Source organism: Thauera sp. 63, assembly GCF_000310165.2.
In the GTDB taxonomy this organism is placed as follows: Bacteria; Pseudomonadota; Gammaproteobacteria; order Burkholderiales; family Rhodocyclaceae; genus Thauera; species Thauera humireducens.
In genome coordinates, this window is sequence record NZ_AMXC01000001.1 from 169521 (window position 1) to 183091 (window position 13571).

General features: G+C 67.1%; 15 protein-coding genes. 9 read left to right on the plus strand and 6 right to left on the minus strand.

Annotated elements, in window-relative coordinates; translation table 11 throughout:
• Window positions 1-30: 30 nt before the first annotated feature.
• Window positions 31-2235, minus strand: a complete 2205-nt coding sequence (locus C664_RS00845; protein ID WP_004251477.1) for a RelA/SpoT family protein — start codon at window positions 2233-2235, stop codon at window positions 31-33.
• Between the two features lie 123 nt (window positions 2236-2358).
• Here C664_RS00845 and C664_RS00850 point away from each other — a divergent pair, with 123 nt between their 5' ends.
• The 4 genes from C664_RS00850 (at window position 2359) to C664_RS00865 (ending at window position 5138) form a co-directional block, all read left to right on the plus strand.
• Complete coding sequence (locus tag C664_RS00850) at window positions 2359-3252, plus strand: DMT family transporter (protein WP_004251479.1); 894 nt, start codon at window positions 2359-2361, stop codon at window positions 3250-3252.
• Window positions 3253-3255: 3 nt separating this feature from the next.
• Window positions 3256-4041 carry a zinc-dependent peptidase gene (locus tag C664_RS00855; protein WP_004251480.1) on the plus strand — a complete coding sequence of 262 codons (786 nt, stop codon included), beginning with the start codon at window positions 3256-3258 and terminating at the stop codon, window positions 4039-4041.
• A complete protein-coding gene (locus C664_RS00860) occupies window positions 4038-4502 on the plus strand; it encodes a flavodoxin family protein (protein WP_004251482.1) in 465 nt (154 codons plus the stop codon). Before C664_RS00855 ends, C664_RS00860 begins: the two co-directional genes overlap by 4 nt.
• 198 nt (window positions 4503-4700) lie before the next feature.
• Window positions 4701-5138, plus strand: a complete 438-nt coding sequence (locus C664_RS00865; RefSeq protein WP_004251484.1) for a host attachment protein — start codon at window positions 4701-4703, stop codon at window positions 5136-5138.
• Window positions 5139-5327: 189 nt separating this feature from the next.
• Here the strand turns inward: C664_RS00865 and thpR are convergent, their stop codons facing one another.
• The 3 genes from thpR to ispD are packed head-to-tail and all read right to left on the minus strand — an operon-like array spanning window position 5328 to window position 7094.
• Window positions 5328-5891 carry an RNA 2',3'-cyclic phosphodiesterase gene (gene thpR / locus C664_RS00870; protein WP_004251485.1) on the minus strand — a complete coding sequence of 188 codons (564 nt, stop codon included), beginning with the start codon at window positions 5889-5891 and terminating at the stop codon, window positions 5328-5330.
• Window positions 5884-6378 (minus strand): 2-C-methyl-D-erythritol 2,4-cyclodiphosphate synthase, encoded by a 495-nt coding sequence (gene ispF / locus C664_RS00875; RefSeq protein WP_004251490.1) that lies wholly within the window; start codon window positions 6376-6378, stop codon window positions 5884-5886. Before ispF ends, thpR begins: the two co-directional genes overlap by 8 nt.
• The gene (ispD, locus tag C664_RS00880; RefSeq protein WP_004251492.1) at window positions 6378-7094 is read right to left on the minus strand and encodes a 2-C-methyl-D-erythritol 4-phosphate cytidylyltransferase; all 717 of its coding nucleotides are present in this window, start codon (window positions 7092-7094) and stop codon (window positions 6378-6380) included. The genes ispF and ispD overlap by 1 nt, the downstream gene beginning before the upstream one ends.
• Before the next feature lie 140 nt (window positions 7095-7234).
• Between ispD and C664_RS00885 the strand changes: the two genes are divergently transcribed.
• The 5 genes from C664_RS00885 to C664_RS00905 are packed head-to-tail and all read left to right on the plus strand — an operon-like array spanning window position 7235 to window position 11715.
• Window positions 7235-8509, plus strand: coding sequence for an MgtC/SapB family protein (locus C664_RS00885; protein ID WP_004251495.1), 1275 nt, complete (start codon window positions 7235-7237; stop codon window positions 8507-8509).
• A 48-nt stretch (window positions 8510-8557) separates the two neighbouring features.
• Window positions 8558-9382, plus strand: coding sequence for an AmmeMemoRadiSam system protein B (amrB, locus tag C664_RS00890; protein WP_004251497.1), 825 nt, complete (start codon window positions 8558-8560; stop codon window positions 9380-9382).
• Window positions 9369-9935 carry an AmmeMemoRadiSam system protein A gene (gene amrA, locus C664_RS00895; protein WP_004251498.1) on the plus strand — a complete coding sequence of 189 codons (567 nt, stop codon included), beginning with the start codon at window positions 9369-9371 and terminating at the stop codon, window positions 9933-9935. Before amrB ends, amrA begins: the two co-directional genes overlap by 14 nt.
• Window positions 9932-11062 (plus strand): AmmeMemoRadiSam system radical SAM enzyme, encoded by a 1131-nt coding sequence (gene amrS, locus C664_RS00900; RefSeq protein WP_004251501.1) that lies wholly within the window; start codon window positions 9932-9934, stop codon window positions 11060-11062. Before amrA ends, amrS begins: the two co-directional genes overlap by 4 nt.
• Window positions 11059-11715 (plus strand): hypothetical protein, encoded by a 657-nt coding sequence (locus C664_RS00905; protein ID WP_004251503.1) that lies wholly within the window; start codon window positions 11059-11061, stop codon window positions 11713-11715. Before amrS ends, C664_RS00905 begins: the two co-directional genes overlap by 4 nt.
• A 56-nt stretch (window positions 11716-11771) precedes the next feature.
• On the opposite strand, the gene C664_RS00910 is transcribed toward C664_RS00905, so the two are convergent.
• Both C664_RS00910 and C664_RS00915 read right to left on the minus strand, forming a co-directional pair.
• Window positions 11772-12464, minus strand: coding sequence for a nitroreductase (locus tag C664_RS00910; protein WP_004251505.1), 693 nt, complete (start codon window positions 12462-12464; stop codon window positions 11772-11774).
• 69 nt (window positions 12465-12533) lie between these two features.
• Window positions 12534-13337, minus strand: coding sequence for an alpha/beta fold hydrolase (locus C664_RS00915; RefSeq protein ID WP_004251507.1), 804 nt, complete (start codon window positions 13335-13337; stop codon window positions 12534-12536).
• Window positions 13338-13571 lie beyond the last annotated feature (234 nt).

Genomic DNA, 13571 nt, shown 5'->3' on the forward strand with positions numbered 1-13571 from the left:
GCCCCCGATCTCATTGCGGCCGCAGAAGGCCTACTTGCGTTGTGCGTCGATCACACCCGATACCTCGCGGATCAGCGTGATGGCGCGCTGCACTTGCTTGATGCCGCCCACCTCCATCGTGAAGCGCATGTAGGCGGTGCCCTTCTTGGTCAGCGTATTGACCGCGATCACGTTCAGCTTCTCGCGCGACAGCACTTCCGAAATGTCGCGCAGCAACCCCTGGCGATCCATCGCCTGCACCGTGATGTCGACCTGGTACAGCGCGGTCTTGGTGTCCGTCGCCTTGTCGCCCCATTCGGCCGAGATCACCCGTTCCGGGTGCTTCAGCGCCAGCATCTGGAAGTCGTGGCAATCGACGCGGTGGATCGAGATGCCGCGCCCGCGGGTGACGAAGCCCTCGATCGCATCGGGTGGCGCCGGCTTGCAGCAGCGCGACAGCGAGGTCATCAGCTTGCCGACGCCGACGATCAGGATCTTGTCGGAGTTGTCGCCCGAGCGACTGCGGCTGACGACGAAATCCGGTTCGGCGTGCGTCTCCGCCTCGGGCCCGCTGCCCTCGCGCAAGGCCACCTGCACCGAACGCGGCCCCACCTCGCCGCGGCCCGCGGCCAGGTAGAGCGCCTCGGCGTTCTTGAACCCCAGCCGCTCGGCCAGGCCGTCGATGTTCGCCTGCGCATGTCCGTCGCGCTGCATCTCCTTGGTGACGAAGCTCCGGCCCCGCGAGAGCAGCTCCTCCTCGTCGAGCTGGGCGAAGTACTGCTTGATCTTCGAGCGCGCACGCGAGGTCGCGACGTAGCCCTGGCGCAGGTCCAGCCAGTCGCGCGATGGCCCGCCCTCCTTCACCGCGGTGATCTCGACCGTCTGGCCATTCTCCAGCGGCGTGTTGAGCGGAACCAGATGGCCGTCCACCTTCGCGCCACGGCAGCGGTGGCCCAGGTCGGTATGCAGGCGATAGGCGAAGTCGATCGGCGTGGCGCCGCGCGGCAGGTCCACGACCTTGCCCTGCGGCGTGAGCACGTAGAGCGTGTCGTCGAGCGAGGCGCGCTTGTACTGCTCCATCCAGTGCGCCGAGTCGGTCACCTCGTCGCGCCATGACAGAAGATTGCGCAGCAGCGCGATCTTCTCGTCGTAATCGGAACCCGACTGGGTGCCTTCCTTGTAGCGCCAGTGGGCAGCCACGCCCATCTCGGCATGCCTGTGCATGTCGTGGGTGCGGATCTGCACTTCCAGCGCGCGGCCGTCGCCCGCCAGTACCGCAGTGTGCAGCGACTGGTAGTTGTTGCCCTTGGGCTTGGTGATGTAGTCGTCGAATTCCTTGGCGATCGGCTGCCAGATCTGGTGCACGAAGCCCAGCACGGTGTAGCAGTCCTTCACCTCGTCGACCAGCACCCGCAGGGCGCGGATGTCGAACACTTGCGAGAAGTCGAGCCGCTTCTTTCGCATCTTGTTGTAGATGCTGTAGATGTGCTTTGCGCGGCCGGTGATCTCGGCCTTGATCCCGACTGCCGCAAGTTCGCTGCGCAGGCGCTCGATGGCGTCGTGGATGAACTGCTCGCGCTCGATACGGCGCTCGTCGAGCATCTTGGCGATGCGCTTGTAGGTCTCGGGCTCGATGAAGCGGAAGGAGAGGTCCTCCAGCTCCCACTTGAGCTGCCACACGCCCAGGCGGTTGGCGAGCGGCGCGTAGATGTCGAGGCTCTCGCGCGCCACATCGACGCGCGCTTCGCCCGGCAGATCGGTGTAGAAGCGCAGGGTCTGGGTGCGCGAGGCCAGGCGCACCAGCACGACGCGGATGTCCTCGACCATCGCCAGCAGCATCTTGCGCAGGACCTCGGTCTGCGCGCGGATCTCCGGTGCGGTGGTGGTCGCCGCCATGCGCGTGAGCACGCGCAGGCCATTGAGCTTGTGCAGGCCGCGGACGAGCACGGCAATGTCCTCGCCGAAGCGGGACCTGAGTTCCTCGGCCGGGTCGTCGAGTTCGTCCCACACCGCGAACAGCAGCGCCGCGATCCGCGTCTCCGCATCGAGTCGCAGCGACGCCGCGATCAGCGCGGTACCGATCGCGTGCGTCCAGATGGACTCGCCGGTGCCGAGCACCTTGTCGTCGTAGAGCTCGGCGATCCAGTCGAGCGCGGATTCGACCCGGCCGCGTTCGGTCTCGGAGAGGCCGGCGGCAAGCAAGTCGATCGGGGGGGCAGTGTCGCCTTGGGCGATGGCGTGAGTGACGGAAACCATGGGGGTGAATTATTCCATACAGCAGGCGTGCTGACCGTGCCTTCCGACCATCCAGGTGACGAAGCGTTCGTCACCCTGCCACCGTGTGCGATCATCTCGGGCCGACAAACACGACGATCCGAGATGCACCGCCTCACCGCCAACCCCTACCTGCTGCTCACCCTCACTGCCCTCTTCTGGTCCGGAAACATGGTCATGGGCCGTGGCATCCGTGCCGACGTACCCCCCATCGCACTGGCATTCTGGCGCTGGATCATCGCGTTGGCGCTGGTCGCCCCGCTCGCCCTGCCCCATCTGCGCAGCCAGTGGCCGCGGCTCCGGGCGGCGTGGCCGGTCATCGTCGTGCTCGGCCTGCTCGGCGTAGGCGGCTACAACACCTTCGCCTACCTGGCGCTGCAGCACACGACCGCCACGAGCGCGACGCTGCTCAATTCCTTCATCCCGATCGCGACCATCGCCTTCGCCTTCCTGTTCTTCGGCAAGCGCCTGAGCCGCCTCGAGACGGCCGGTGTCGTCGTGTCGCTGGGCGGCGTGGCGGCGATCGTCAGCCGCGGCAGCCTGGAAACCCTGCTCGGATTCACGCTGAACACCGGCGACCTGTGGATGCTGGCGGCGGTCACCGTCTGGGGGCTCTACACGGTCGGCCTGCAGAAGCGGCCCGAGGGGGTGCATCCGATGCTGCTGCTGGCCGCCTTCACCGTCGTCGGCCTGCTCGCGCTGACGCCCGCCTATGCGTGGGAGCTGTCCGCCGGGCGTACGATCAACCTCGGCTGGAGCGCGATCGGCGGCATCCTGTATACGGGCATCTTTCCCGGCTTTCTCGGCTACGTGTTCTACAACGCCGGCGTCGCCGCCGTGGGGCCGGCGCGTGGTTCGCTCTTCATCCACCTGATGCCGGTATTCGCGACCCTTCTCGCGGCGATCTTCCTCGACGAGCGGCCCTATCTCTACCACTTCGTCGGCATCGCCTTGGTGTTCGCCGGCATCTACCTGACCACCCGGCGGCAGCCGGTCTGAACGATGGTGTTCGCGCGGATTCGCCGCTGGCTGGGGCTGGGTGAGCGTGAAGGCCCCGTTGTGTACGACGAGCAGTGGGCACGCGTCGAGCGCCGGCTGCCCTTCCTCGACTTCCTGCCTGCGGAGGCGCGTCCGCGCCTGCGCGCGCTGGCGCTCGAGTTTCTCGCCGCCAAGCAGTTCCACGGCGCGCATGGTCTGGTGCTGGATGCCGACATGCTGCTCGGCATCGCGCTGCAGGCCTGTCTGCCGGTCCTCAACATCGGTCTGCGGGCCTACGCCGGCTGGGTGGGCGTGGTCGTCTATCCGGGCGACTTCCTCATTCCGCGTCGCGAGTACGACGAGGCCGGCGTGCTTCACGAGTACGACGACGAGGTGCTCGGTGAGGCCTGGGAAGGCGGTCCGGTGCTGGTGTCGTGGTTCGAAGGCGAGGCGCAGCCCGCGGGCGTCAATGTGGTGATCCACGAGTTCGCGCACAAGCTCGACATGGAGAATGGCGGCGTGGACGGCTTGCCGCGGCTGCGAGCCGGCATGTCGCGCCAGGCCTGGGCAGACGCCTTCTCCGAAGCCTACGAGGCGTTCTGCGAGGAGGTGGACAACGGCGGCGACACCGAGATCGATCCCTATGGCAGCGAGCATCCGGGCGAGTTCTTCGCGGTGGTGTCCGAGGTGTTCTTCGAGACGCCCTCGTTACTGACGCGCCACTTCCCGAAGGTTTACGCGCAGTTGCAGCAGTTCTACGGCGTCGACCCCGCCGCCGGCGAGGCGCGGTTGCGGGAGTCGGCAGCATGAGTGCGCGCAAGCGGTTGCTGATCGTGTTTCACACGCAGTCGGGCAACACGGGGCAGCTTGCCAAGGCCGTGCTGCGCGGCGCCGGGCGCGTGGCAGAAATCGAGTCCCGGCTCATGCGCGCCTTCGATGCCGGCGTCGATGAGCTGCTGAACTGCGATGGGCTGCTGCTCGGCACGCCGGAGAACTTCGGCTACATGTCCGGTGCGCTGAAGGACTTCTTCGACCGGACCTACTACCCATGCGAGGGGCGGCTCGTCGGCCTGCCCTATGCGGTGTTCGTCAGTGCCGGCAACGACGGCACCGGGGCGGTGCGGGAGATCGGGCGCATCGCGAACGGCTACGGCTGGAAGTGTGTCGCCGATCCGCTGATCGCGCGCAAGGTGATCGCGCCCGAGCATCTGGCCGCGGCCGAGGAGCTCGGCGAGGCGATGGCATCGGGGCTGGCGATGGGCATTTTCTGATTGCCGCTCGGCCAGTTCACCCGCCGGCGCGGCTTGGCAGGACGCGATTCATTGCTCGAAACTTATTTTCACACTGTGGTAACGAAGCCGTTTGGCAGTCCCTCCGGGAGTGGCTAAGCTTGAAACGGTGGCATTTGTCCGCACCTGTTTTGTGCGACGGATTGCACATCGCCCTTTTCACGCAACGGAGGTTGTTTCATGGCCATCACCTGGATTTTGGTTGCCAACGCCAGCCTGGCGAAGCTGTATGCGAACCTCGGCCCCAACAAGGGCCTCACGCTGGTCAAGGAACTGATCCACCCCGAAAGCAGGCAGAAGAACTCTGAACTCGTCACCGACCGCTCCGGCGCCATGGCCGGCAATGGCGGCGGTGGCTCGATGCAGCCGCAGACCCTTCCCAAACAGCACGAAGCCAAGGTCTTCGCGCAGGAAATCGCTCAGGCGCTTTATCAGGGGCGCTCACAGAACGCATTCAAGCGCGCCATCCTCGTCGCTCCGCCTGCCTTCATGGGCATGCTCAACACCGTCATCGACGGTCCGACCGCGCAGCTCATCACGGACCGCTTCGAAAAGGACTACACCAAGACTTCGGAACCCGAACTCAGCGAACGTCTGGCTTCGGCCATCTACCTGTGAAGCCGAGCGATCGGCACGTTGAAGGAGGACGCGTTTGACGAGACTCCACCCATCTCACGACAGAGCTTGATCGGGCAGCGACCGATCTCTTGACGTCTCCTTCGAGGAGACCTGCAGGCGTCCCTGATGGACGACCTCTGGCACTGCGGGGCGCTTGGCGCCCCGCAACCTTTTCCCGAAGCAGTCTTTTCAACGCGCAGCGTCTTCGCCAAGCGGCCAATTGCCGAGTTCCCGATAGCGCGCACCGTCCGGGCCGCGTTCCGACGCCACCAGCACGAAGGCGGACACATCCCAGGTGATCGCCGCGACCTGCTCCGTCGTTGGTGCGTGCAAGGCATTGCGCACGATGGTCACATGTGGCGCGAAGGGACGGCGCTCGAGCGCAACGCCACGTTCACGCAGGGCACTGCCCAGCTGTCCGGCCAGCAGGCCCAATGGCTCAGGCGGGCTGCTCGGCCCAAGCCAGAGCACGCGGTTGCCGTGCCAGCTTCCGCATCGGTCGAGCACCAGCGTGCAGGGTGGCGCGTGCACCTGCGCTGCGGCTTCGGCAAGGATCGGGAGGCGCGACACCGGCGTATCGCCGAGAAAGGCCAGGGTCAGGTGGATCGTGTCCTGCCGCATGAGCCGTCCACCACACGCACCTTGCAGTTGGCGAGCTTCGCGATGCAGGCAGGACGCGGTCGGTGCGTCGGGCCATAGCGCGAAGAACACGCGCAGGCGCGGCGCCGCACCGGCCGCGCCTGCATCAGGCATGGTCGCCCTTCACCAGCAGCGCCACCGCCTGCGCGGCGATGCCTTCGCCGCGGCCGGTGAAGCCGAGCTTCTCGGTCGTCTTGCCCTTGATGTTGATCGCGGCCGGATCCATCTGCAGGTCGGCGGCGATGTTGCTGACCATGGCCGGCGCATGCGGCAGGATCTTCGGTGCGGTGCAGATCACCGTCGCGTCGATGTTCGCCACCGCCCAGCCCGCGTCGCGGACGCGCGCAAAGGCTTCGCGCAGCAGCAAGCGGCTGTCGGCGCCGGCGTGGCGTTCGTCGGTATCGGGAAACAGGCGGCCGATGTCACCGAGGCCGGCGGCGCCCAGCAGCGCATCGGTGATCGCGTGCAGCAGCACGTCGGCGTCGGAGTGGCCCAACAGTCCGCGCGGATGGGGGATGGTCACGCCGCCGATGATCAGCGGCCGGCCAGGCACCAGCGCGTGGACATCGAAACCCTGACCGATTCGAAACGGAATGTTCATCACTTGAGCCCCTCGCGGTTCTGCAGGATCCACTCGGCCAGGTGCAGGTCGAGCGGATAGGTCACTTTCAGGTTGGTGGCGTCGCCCTGCACCAGGCGCGGACGCAGACCCGCCGCCTCAATGGCGCTCGCCTCGTCGGTCACGTCCGACGCGCCTTCGAGCGCGCGGCGCAGCATCACGTAGCGGAACATCTGCGGCGTCTGTGCCTGCCACAGGCTGTCGCGCGGCACGGTCTCGGCCACATGGCGATGGGCGTCGGCCCGCTTCAGCGTGTCGGCGACCGGCACCGCGAGCAGGCCGCCCACTTCCTCATGCGCCAGTTCGCGCACCAGCTTGTCGATGTGCCAGGGGGCGAGGCAGGGGCGTGCGGCGTCATGCACCAGAACCCAGTCTGACTGCGTCACGTCGCCAGCGATGGCGCGCAGGCCACCCAGCACGCTGTCGGCGCGGGTCGCTCCGCCGCAGAACAGGGGCACGAGCTTGTCGCCGAGCGCACTCCAGTCATAGCGCGACCATTCGCGGTCGTCCACCGACAGGACCACGAAAACCTTGTCGATTTCCGGTGCAGCGCACAGCACCGAAAGGGCGTGATGGATCAGGGGGCGACCGAGCAGCGAGAGGTACTGCTTGGGTCGGGCCGCACCCATGCGGGAGCCGCTGCCGGCAGCGGGCACGATGGCGAAATGACGCGGGTGATGGTTTTGCATGGCGCGCATTCTAGCGAAGCAGCTCGCCGCGCGAACGGCGAACGGCGTGAAACCGCCTGCAAGGCGCGTTTCGCGCGGGGGCTTCACGCGGAACCGGCGGTACGCACGTGTATGATCGGACACGTCCGCACCGCATATCCGCAGGCGCCATGCCCGACGCTCTCCCCCTTGATCCCGACCAGATCGAAGCCTTCCTCATCGCCATCGGCATCGGCCTGCTGATCGGTCTCGAGCGCGAGCGCGTGCCCTCGGCGCGCGCCGGCCTGCGCACCTTCGGCCTCGTCGCCATGTTCGGTGCCCTCGTCGCCATGCTCGGCCAGGACCTGCAGAGCATCGCGCCTTTCGTGGCCGGCCTGGTCATCGTCGGCGTCACCATCATCAGCGCCTATCTGCGCCATCCCGATCCGTCCGATCCGGGCACGACCTCGGTCGCCGCCCTGCTCGTGTGCTACTGCCTCGGTGCGGCGGTGTGGATGGGCTACGCGCAGCTCGCAGTGATGCTGGCGGTCGGCACGACCGTGCTGCTGTACTTCAAGGCACAGTTGCGCGGCATTGCCACCCGCCTTCAGCCGCGCGACTGGATCTCGATCCTGCAGTTCGGCGTGCTGTCGCTGGTGATCCTGCCGATCCTGCCCAACGAGGAATTCGGGCCCTTCGGCGCGCTCAACCCGTACCAGATCTGGTGGATGGTGGTGCTGATCTCCGGGGTGAGCCTGGCGGGCTACACCGCGCTCCAGCTGGTCGGCGCGCGCTATGGTACGGTTTTCGTCGGGATCTTCGGCGGACTGGCCTCTAGCACGGCGACGACCATGGTCTATGCACGCCAGGCGCGCGGAACCGAGGCCATCGCGCCGATGGCGGGACTCGTGATCGTGCTGGCCAACCTCGTGATGCTGTTGCGGGTGGCGGTGATCGCCGGTCTCGTGGCACCGAGCGTGCTGCGTCCGCTGCTCGTCGTCGTGATACCCGGGCTGGTTCTCGGCCTCGCCGGCGTGCTCTGGCACTGGCGCGGTCTGGGCGAGCGCGGCGAGACCGTGCTGCCGAACACCAGCAACCCGACCGAGCTGAAGGCGGCCCTGGGTTTCGGCCTCCTGTACGGCCTCGTGCTGCTGTCTGCGGCGTGGCTGTCGGACTACTTCGGCAATCGCGGCCTCTATGTGCTGGCCCTGGTGTCGGGCCTGACGGACGTCGATGCGATCACGCTGTCGAGCCTGCGGCTGTTCTCGATGGACAAGCTCGCCCTGGAGCCGACCGTGATCGCGATCGGGCTGGCAATGCTGGCCAACCTCGGCTTCAAGACCGCAATGGCGCTCGTGATCGGCGGCCGCCCGCTGGCTGCAAGAGTCCTGCCCGGCATGATGGTGGTTGGGCTCGGACTGGGTGCCGGCATGGGCTGGAGCGCGTTGCAGGCGGCAAGTCTATAATTTGCCTTGTCAAACGGAGTTCCGTTTGCGAACGCCAGGGAAACCAGCATGGCCAATGCTTCCGTCCGACCGGCGGCCGTCGCCGGCCAGTTCTATCCGGCTGATGAGCGCGTGCTGCGCATCCAGCTTGCCGAAATGCTTGCGTCCGCCGTTCCGCTCGAGCAGGTGGCCCCGCCCAAGGCGATCGTCGTGCCGCACGCGGGTTACATGTACTCGGGGCCGGTCGCCGCGAGTGCATATCGCGCCCTTGCGCCGCTGCGCGGGCAGATTCGCCGCGTCGTGATGCTCGGGCCGACGCATCGCGTGGCGGTGCGCGGGTTTTCGCTGCCCGCGGCACAGGCCTTCATGACCCCGCTCGGAGAGGTTCCCCTGAGCCGTGCCGACTGGCTGGCCCTGCAGGCGCGCGACGATGTGCGGGTGGACGATTCGCCCCACGCGCTCGAGCACTGCCTTGAAGTGCAGCTGCCCTTCCTGCAGATGGTGCTCGACAGGTTCACGCTCGTCCCGCTGCTGGTCGGCGACGCCGACGACGAGAGCGTGGCCGAGCTCATCGAGGCCCTGTGGGGCGGCCCGGAAACGCTGATCGTGATCAGCTCGGACCTTTCGCATTACCTGTCTTACCGCCAGGCGCAATGGATCGACCGCTCGACCGCCGATCAGGTCATCGCCCTGCGCGCGGGGCTCAACCACGAACAGGCTTGCGGGGCAACGCCGCTCAACGGCTTGCTGCTCGCCGCCCGACGCCAGCATCTGCAGCCTCACCTGCTCGATCTGCGCAATTCCGGCGACACCGCGGGCGACCGCACGCGCGTGGTCGGCTACGTCAGCATCGCCTTCTGCGAACCGGAGCCCGACGCCCATGCCCGCCACTGACCTCGGCCCCGAGCTGCTCCGTCTCGCACGCGCCGCGATCGCGCATCACCTCGGGCTGGGTCCCGCGCCCGAGCCCGGCGCCGATCCGCGGCTTGGCGAGCGCGGCGCGACCTTCGTCACCTTGATGCTGGAGGGCGAGTTGCGCGGCTGCATCGGCAGCCTGCGGCGCACCCGCGCGCTGGGGGCCGACGTCATCGCGAATGCCATTGCGGCCGCCAGCCAGGATCCGCGCTTTCCCCCGCTCGACGCCGACGAGTTCGCGCAAGTCGAGGTCGAGGTGTCGCTGCTCAGCGAGCCGGAATTCATCGACTTCGCGGACGAAGCCGAGCTGCTGCGCCAGTTGCGCCCTTTCGAGGACGGTCTGATCCTGTTCGCGGGCTGTCGCAGCGCCACTTTCCTGCCGCAGGTGTGGTCGCAACTGCCGCAGCCCGAGATGTTTCTCGCCGCGCTCAAGCGCAAGGCCGGCATGCCGGTCGAACGTCCGGTGGACGGCCTGATGGCCGCGCGCTACAACGTCAGAAAGTGGCATGAATCCCGCGCGGAGGCCTCATGAACGCAAGCCCGGCCAGCGGCCAGAATCATCCCGGCCGGTACTGGCACCGTCTCGACGACGGCCGCATCCAGTGCGACCTCTGCCCGCGTTACTGCAAGCTGCACGAGGACCAGCGCGGCGCGTGCTTCGTACGCATGCGCGAGGGGGATGGCATCGTGCTGACGACCTATGGTCGCAGCTCGGGCTTCTGCATCGACCCGATCGAGAAGAAGCCGCTGAACCACTTCTACCCGGGCAGCAAGGTTCTCTCCTTTGGCACGGCAGGCTGCAACCTCGCGTGCAAGTTCTGCCAGAACTGGGACATCTCCAAGTCGCGCGACATGGACAGCCTGATGGATGCCGCATCGCCCGACGAGATCGTCGCCACCGCCAGGCACTGGGGCTGCCACAGCGTCGCCTTTACCTACAACGACCCGGTCATCTTCGCCGAGTACGCGATGGACGTCGCCGACGCCTGCCATGCCCACGGCCTCCAGACGGTCGCGGTCACCGCGGGCTACATCACCGAGTTGGCGCGGCGCGACTTCTTCAGCCGCATGGATGCGGCCAATGTCGACCTGAAAGGCTTCACCGACGATTTCTACGTCCGGCTGTGCGGTGCGCATCTGCAGCCGGTGCTCGACACACTGGTCTGGCTGCAACACGAAACGGATGTGTGGGTCGAGCTGACCACCCTGCTGATCCCGGGCCAGAACGACTCGGATGCCGAGTTGCAGGCTTTGTCGAAATGGGTACATGACGAACTTGGCGCGGAGGTGCCCTTGCACTTCAGCGCCTTCCATCCCGACTTCAAGATGACCGACGTTCCCCCGACCCCGCCAGCAACCCTGACGCGGGCACGCCGCATCGCGCTGGATGCCGGCCTGAAGCATGTCTACACCGGCAATGTGCATGATGTCGAAGGTGACACCACGCATTGCACCGGCTGCGGACGTCCGCTCATCGTGCACGACTGGTACGAGATCCGCAGCTACACGGTGGACGCCCAGGGCGCCTGTCCCGATTGCGGCACCAAGCTGGCCGGGCGCTATGGCCCGGTCGGCGCCGCCGCTGGGGATGCATTTGGCGCACGCCGCATCCCCGTCGCCATTCATCGCCAGCCCCTGCAGGGCAGGAAGACTTCGTGAAACTCCGGCACATCGATCTCAGCATTCCTGCGCACGGCGTTTGGCTGGACGGCGTCCTCGCCCATGCACCTGACGTCCGCGGGCTTGCCATGTGCCTGAACTCGTCGGGACACCCTCCGCTCGATCAGTCGCACCGGCCGCTTGAACTGACGCTGCAGGCAGCCGGCTTCGCGACGATGACGGTCGATCTGCTGACCCGTCAGGAGGCGCTGCGCGATCCGGACGCCCCGTTCAACATCCCTCGCCTCACCGACCGCGTCCTCGCTGCCATCGAGTGGGCTTCGCATCAGCCGCCGCTCGTCGGCCTGCCACTCGCGGTGGTTGCAACCGGCACGGGCTGTGCCGCGGCGGTTCGCGCCGCGGTACGGTCGCCGGAGTCCTTTCGTTCGATCGCGTTCCTCGGCGGGCGCGCCGATCTGGCTGGCGCCGAGCCCCTGCGCGCCGTACGCACGCCAATCCGTTTCATCGTGACGCCCGGCACGCCCGAGGCCACCATCCTCACCCGGGCCTATCCCCTGCTGAAGGGGGATCATCATTGGCTGGCGCTGCCACCGACCGACAGCGAGCACGACAAAGACCTGCTGGCCGCACGGGCAGCCTGCGCCTGGTTGCGGCAGCACTTCCCCCAGCCAGAGGGCACGGCGCAGGCCTGAGGGCCAGGCGCGCGCGGCGGCGACCGGGCGTTGCCGCCGCGCGCCAAGCGGCAGCTTCAGTCGCGAAAGGAGACCCACTCCGAAAGCGGTGCGCGCTCGGTCCGGAGCGTGTTCTCCGGCGCGTCCGGATCGGCGTAACCCAGGGACATGCCGCAGATCAGCGTTTCGTTGTCCGGGATCTCCAGCGTCTGGCGGATGATGCGGTGGAACTGGATCAACGCGGCCTGCGGGCAGGTATCCAGTCCGCGCGCCTTCGCTGCCAGCATGACGTTCTGCAGGAACATGCCGTAGTCGAGCCAGGAGCCCTGCTCCATGACCCGATCGACCGTGAAGATCAGCCCGACCGGCGCATCGAAGAACTTGTAGTTGCGCGCGAACTGCTCGTGCATGCGCTTGGCGTCGCCTTTCTGGATGCCGAGCAGGCCGTAGAGCTGCAGGCCGACCTTGCGACGGCGGTCGATATACGGCGAGATCCATTGCTTGGGGTAGTACTGGTAGGGGTCGGCGTGCGTTGCCGCTTCCTCGGGGTCGTCGAAGGCGGCCAGCAGGCGTTCGCTCAGGGCCGCCTTGGTTTCGCCGGTCAGCACCCAGGCCCTCCACGGCTGAATGTTGGTGCCCGAGGGCGCGCGCGAGGCGACGGCAAGGATCTCCTCGATGGTTGTGCGCGGCACGGGGCGCGGCAGGAAGGCGCGGCACGAGTACCGGCTCTGGATCACTTCGTCGACTGCGGGCTGGAAGGCGTTCGTCATGCTCAAGATCTCTTGTCTGGGTTGTGGGGACGCTTCGCCGATCACAATGCGTCGGTCGCGATGCGCCGGTCAGGGGATGTCGCGCAGGAAGGCGGCGACGCGTTGGAGCACGTCTGCCGGTCTTTCCCGATGTGGTACGTGTCGTGTCGCCGCCATCACCTCGACTCGGGCAGGACCGCTCACGAGCCGGCCGATCCGCTCCGGGTGCGCGGGACTGCCGTACTCGTCGTCGGCGCCATGCAGCGCGAGCACGGGACAATGCACCTGCGGCAGCACCGCATCCAGCGACCACGTTGCGAACTCGGGACTGAGCCAGGAGCCGATCCAGGCGTCGAGCACCCAGGCCGCCTTGTCGCCGTGGTAGCGGGCGAGCCTTTCGACCTGGGCCGGGTCGGTGAACAGCTCGCGCGCCGTCTCGATACCCGCAAGGGTCCGGTCCTCGACGAAAGCCTGGGCCGACTCGGTGATCAGCGCGGCACAGTCTGTGGCGAAACGTGCCGCGCAATGCACGGCCATGCCGCCCCCGACGCTATGGCCGAAGGCGACGAAGCGGCCAAGGCCCAGCTGCCGGCGAACGGCGTCGAAGCCCGCTTCCGCTTCGCGCGCGACGAAGTCGAGTGGCAGCTTTCCGGGGTGGGCATCGGACCGCCCGAAACCGAGGCGATCGTAGGCAAGGACCTGGCGTCCGGTCTCGGCACACAAGGCGGCGGGAAAGTCGCGCCAGAGTTCGACGCTGCCGAGCGAGTCATGCAGCAGGATGATCGGCGTGTCCGACACGGCCGACTCGGGTGACCAGGCACGCACATACAGGCGCCCGCTGCCCGACTCGAACCAGTGGTCCTGGATGTCGAGTCTTGGGAAATTTCGAGTCATCGTCTCGCGGTGTTCGTTGTTGGGAGGATGGGTGATCGACTTTCGCGTCGAGGGCGATGATGCTTTTGCATGCCGTTAACGTCAACGTAGGGAACTGTCGCCGTCGCTGACCCGTCGTAACCTCCCTGCGCAGCATCGCCCGCCACGACACGCCGGCTTCCTTATAATTGTCGTTTCCGAACGCGCATGCCGGCCACGACCGCCGGATTGTTGCCGAGCCTTCCGTCACGCCCC

What these genes read in the sequence shown, in the direction of transcription:
- C664_RS00845 (WP_004251477.1), bottom strand. Translation starts at nt 2,235, where the DNA reads ATGGTTTCCGTCACTCACGCCATCGCCCAAGGCGACACTGCCCCCCCG.
- C664_RS00850 (WP_004251479.1), top strand. Translation starts at nt 2,359, where the DNA reads ATGCACCGCCTCACCGCCAACCCCTACCTGCTGCTCACCCTCACTGCC.
- C664_RS00855 (WP_004251480.1), top strand. Translation starts at nt 3,256, where the DNA reads ATGGTGTTCGCGCGGATTCGCCGCTGGCTGGGGCTGGGTGAGCGTGAA.
- C664_RS00860 (WP_004251482.1), top strand. Translation starts at nt 4,038, where the DNA reads ATGAGTGCGCGCAAGCGGTTGCTGATCGTGTTTCACACGCAGTCGGGC.
- C664_RS00865 (WP_004251484.1), top strand. Translation starts at nt 4,701, where the DNA reads ATGGCCATCACCTGGATTTTGGTTGCCAACGCCAGCCTGGCGAAGCTG.
- thpR (WP_004251485.1), bottom strand. Translation starts at nt 5,891, where the DNA reads ATGCCTGATGCAGGCGCGGCCGGTGCGGCGCCGCGCCTGCGCGTGTTC.
- ispF (WP_004251490.1), bottom strand. Translation starts at nt 6,378, where the DNA reads ATGAACATTCCGTTTCGAATCGGTCAGGGTTTCGATGTCCACGCGCTG.
- ispD (WP_004251492.1), bottom strand. Translation starts at nt 7,094, where the DNA reads ATGCGCGCCATGCAAAACCATCACCCGCGTCATTTCGCCATCGTGCCC.
- C664_RS00885 (WP_004251495.1), top strand. Translation starts at nt 7,235, where the DNA reads ATGCCCGACGCTCTCCCCCTTGATCCCGACCAGATCGAAGCCTTCCTC.
- amrB (WP_004251497.1), top strand. Translation starts at nt 8,558, where the DNA reads ATGGCCAATGCTTCCGTCCGACCGGCGGCCGTCGCCGGCCAGTTCTAT.
- amrA (WP_004251498.1), top strand. Translation starts at nt 9,369, where the DNA reads ATGCCCGCCACTGACCTCGGCCCCGAGCTGCTCCGTCTCGCACGCGCC.
- amrS (WP_004251501.1), top strand. Translation starts at nt 9,932, where the DNA reads ATGAACGCAAGCCCGGCCAGCGGCCAGAATCATCCCGGCCGGTACTGG.
- C664_RS00910 (WP_004251505.1), bottom strand. Translation starts at nt 12,464, where the DNA reads ATGACGAACGCCTTCCAGCCCGCAGTCGACGAAGTGATCCAGAGCCGG.
- C664_RS00915 (WP_004251507.1), bottom strand. Translation starts at nt 13,337, where the DNA reads ATGACTCGAAATTTCCCAAGACTCGACATCCAGGACCACTGGTTCGAG.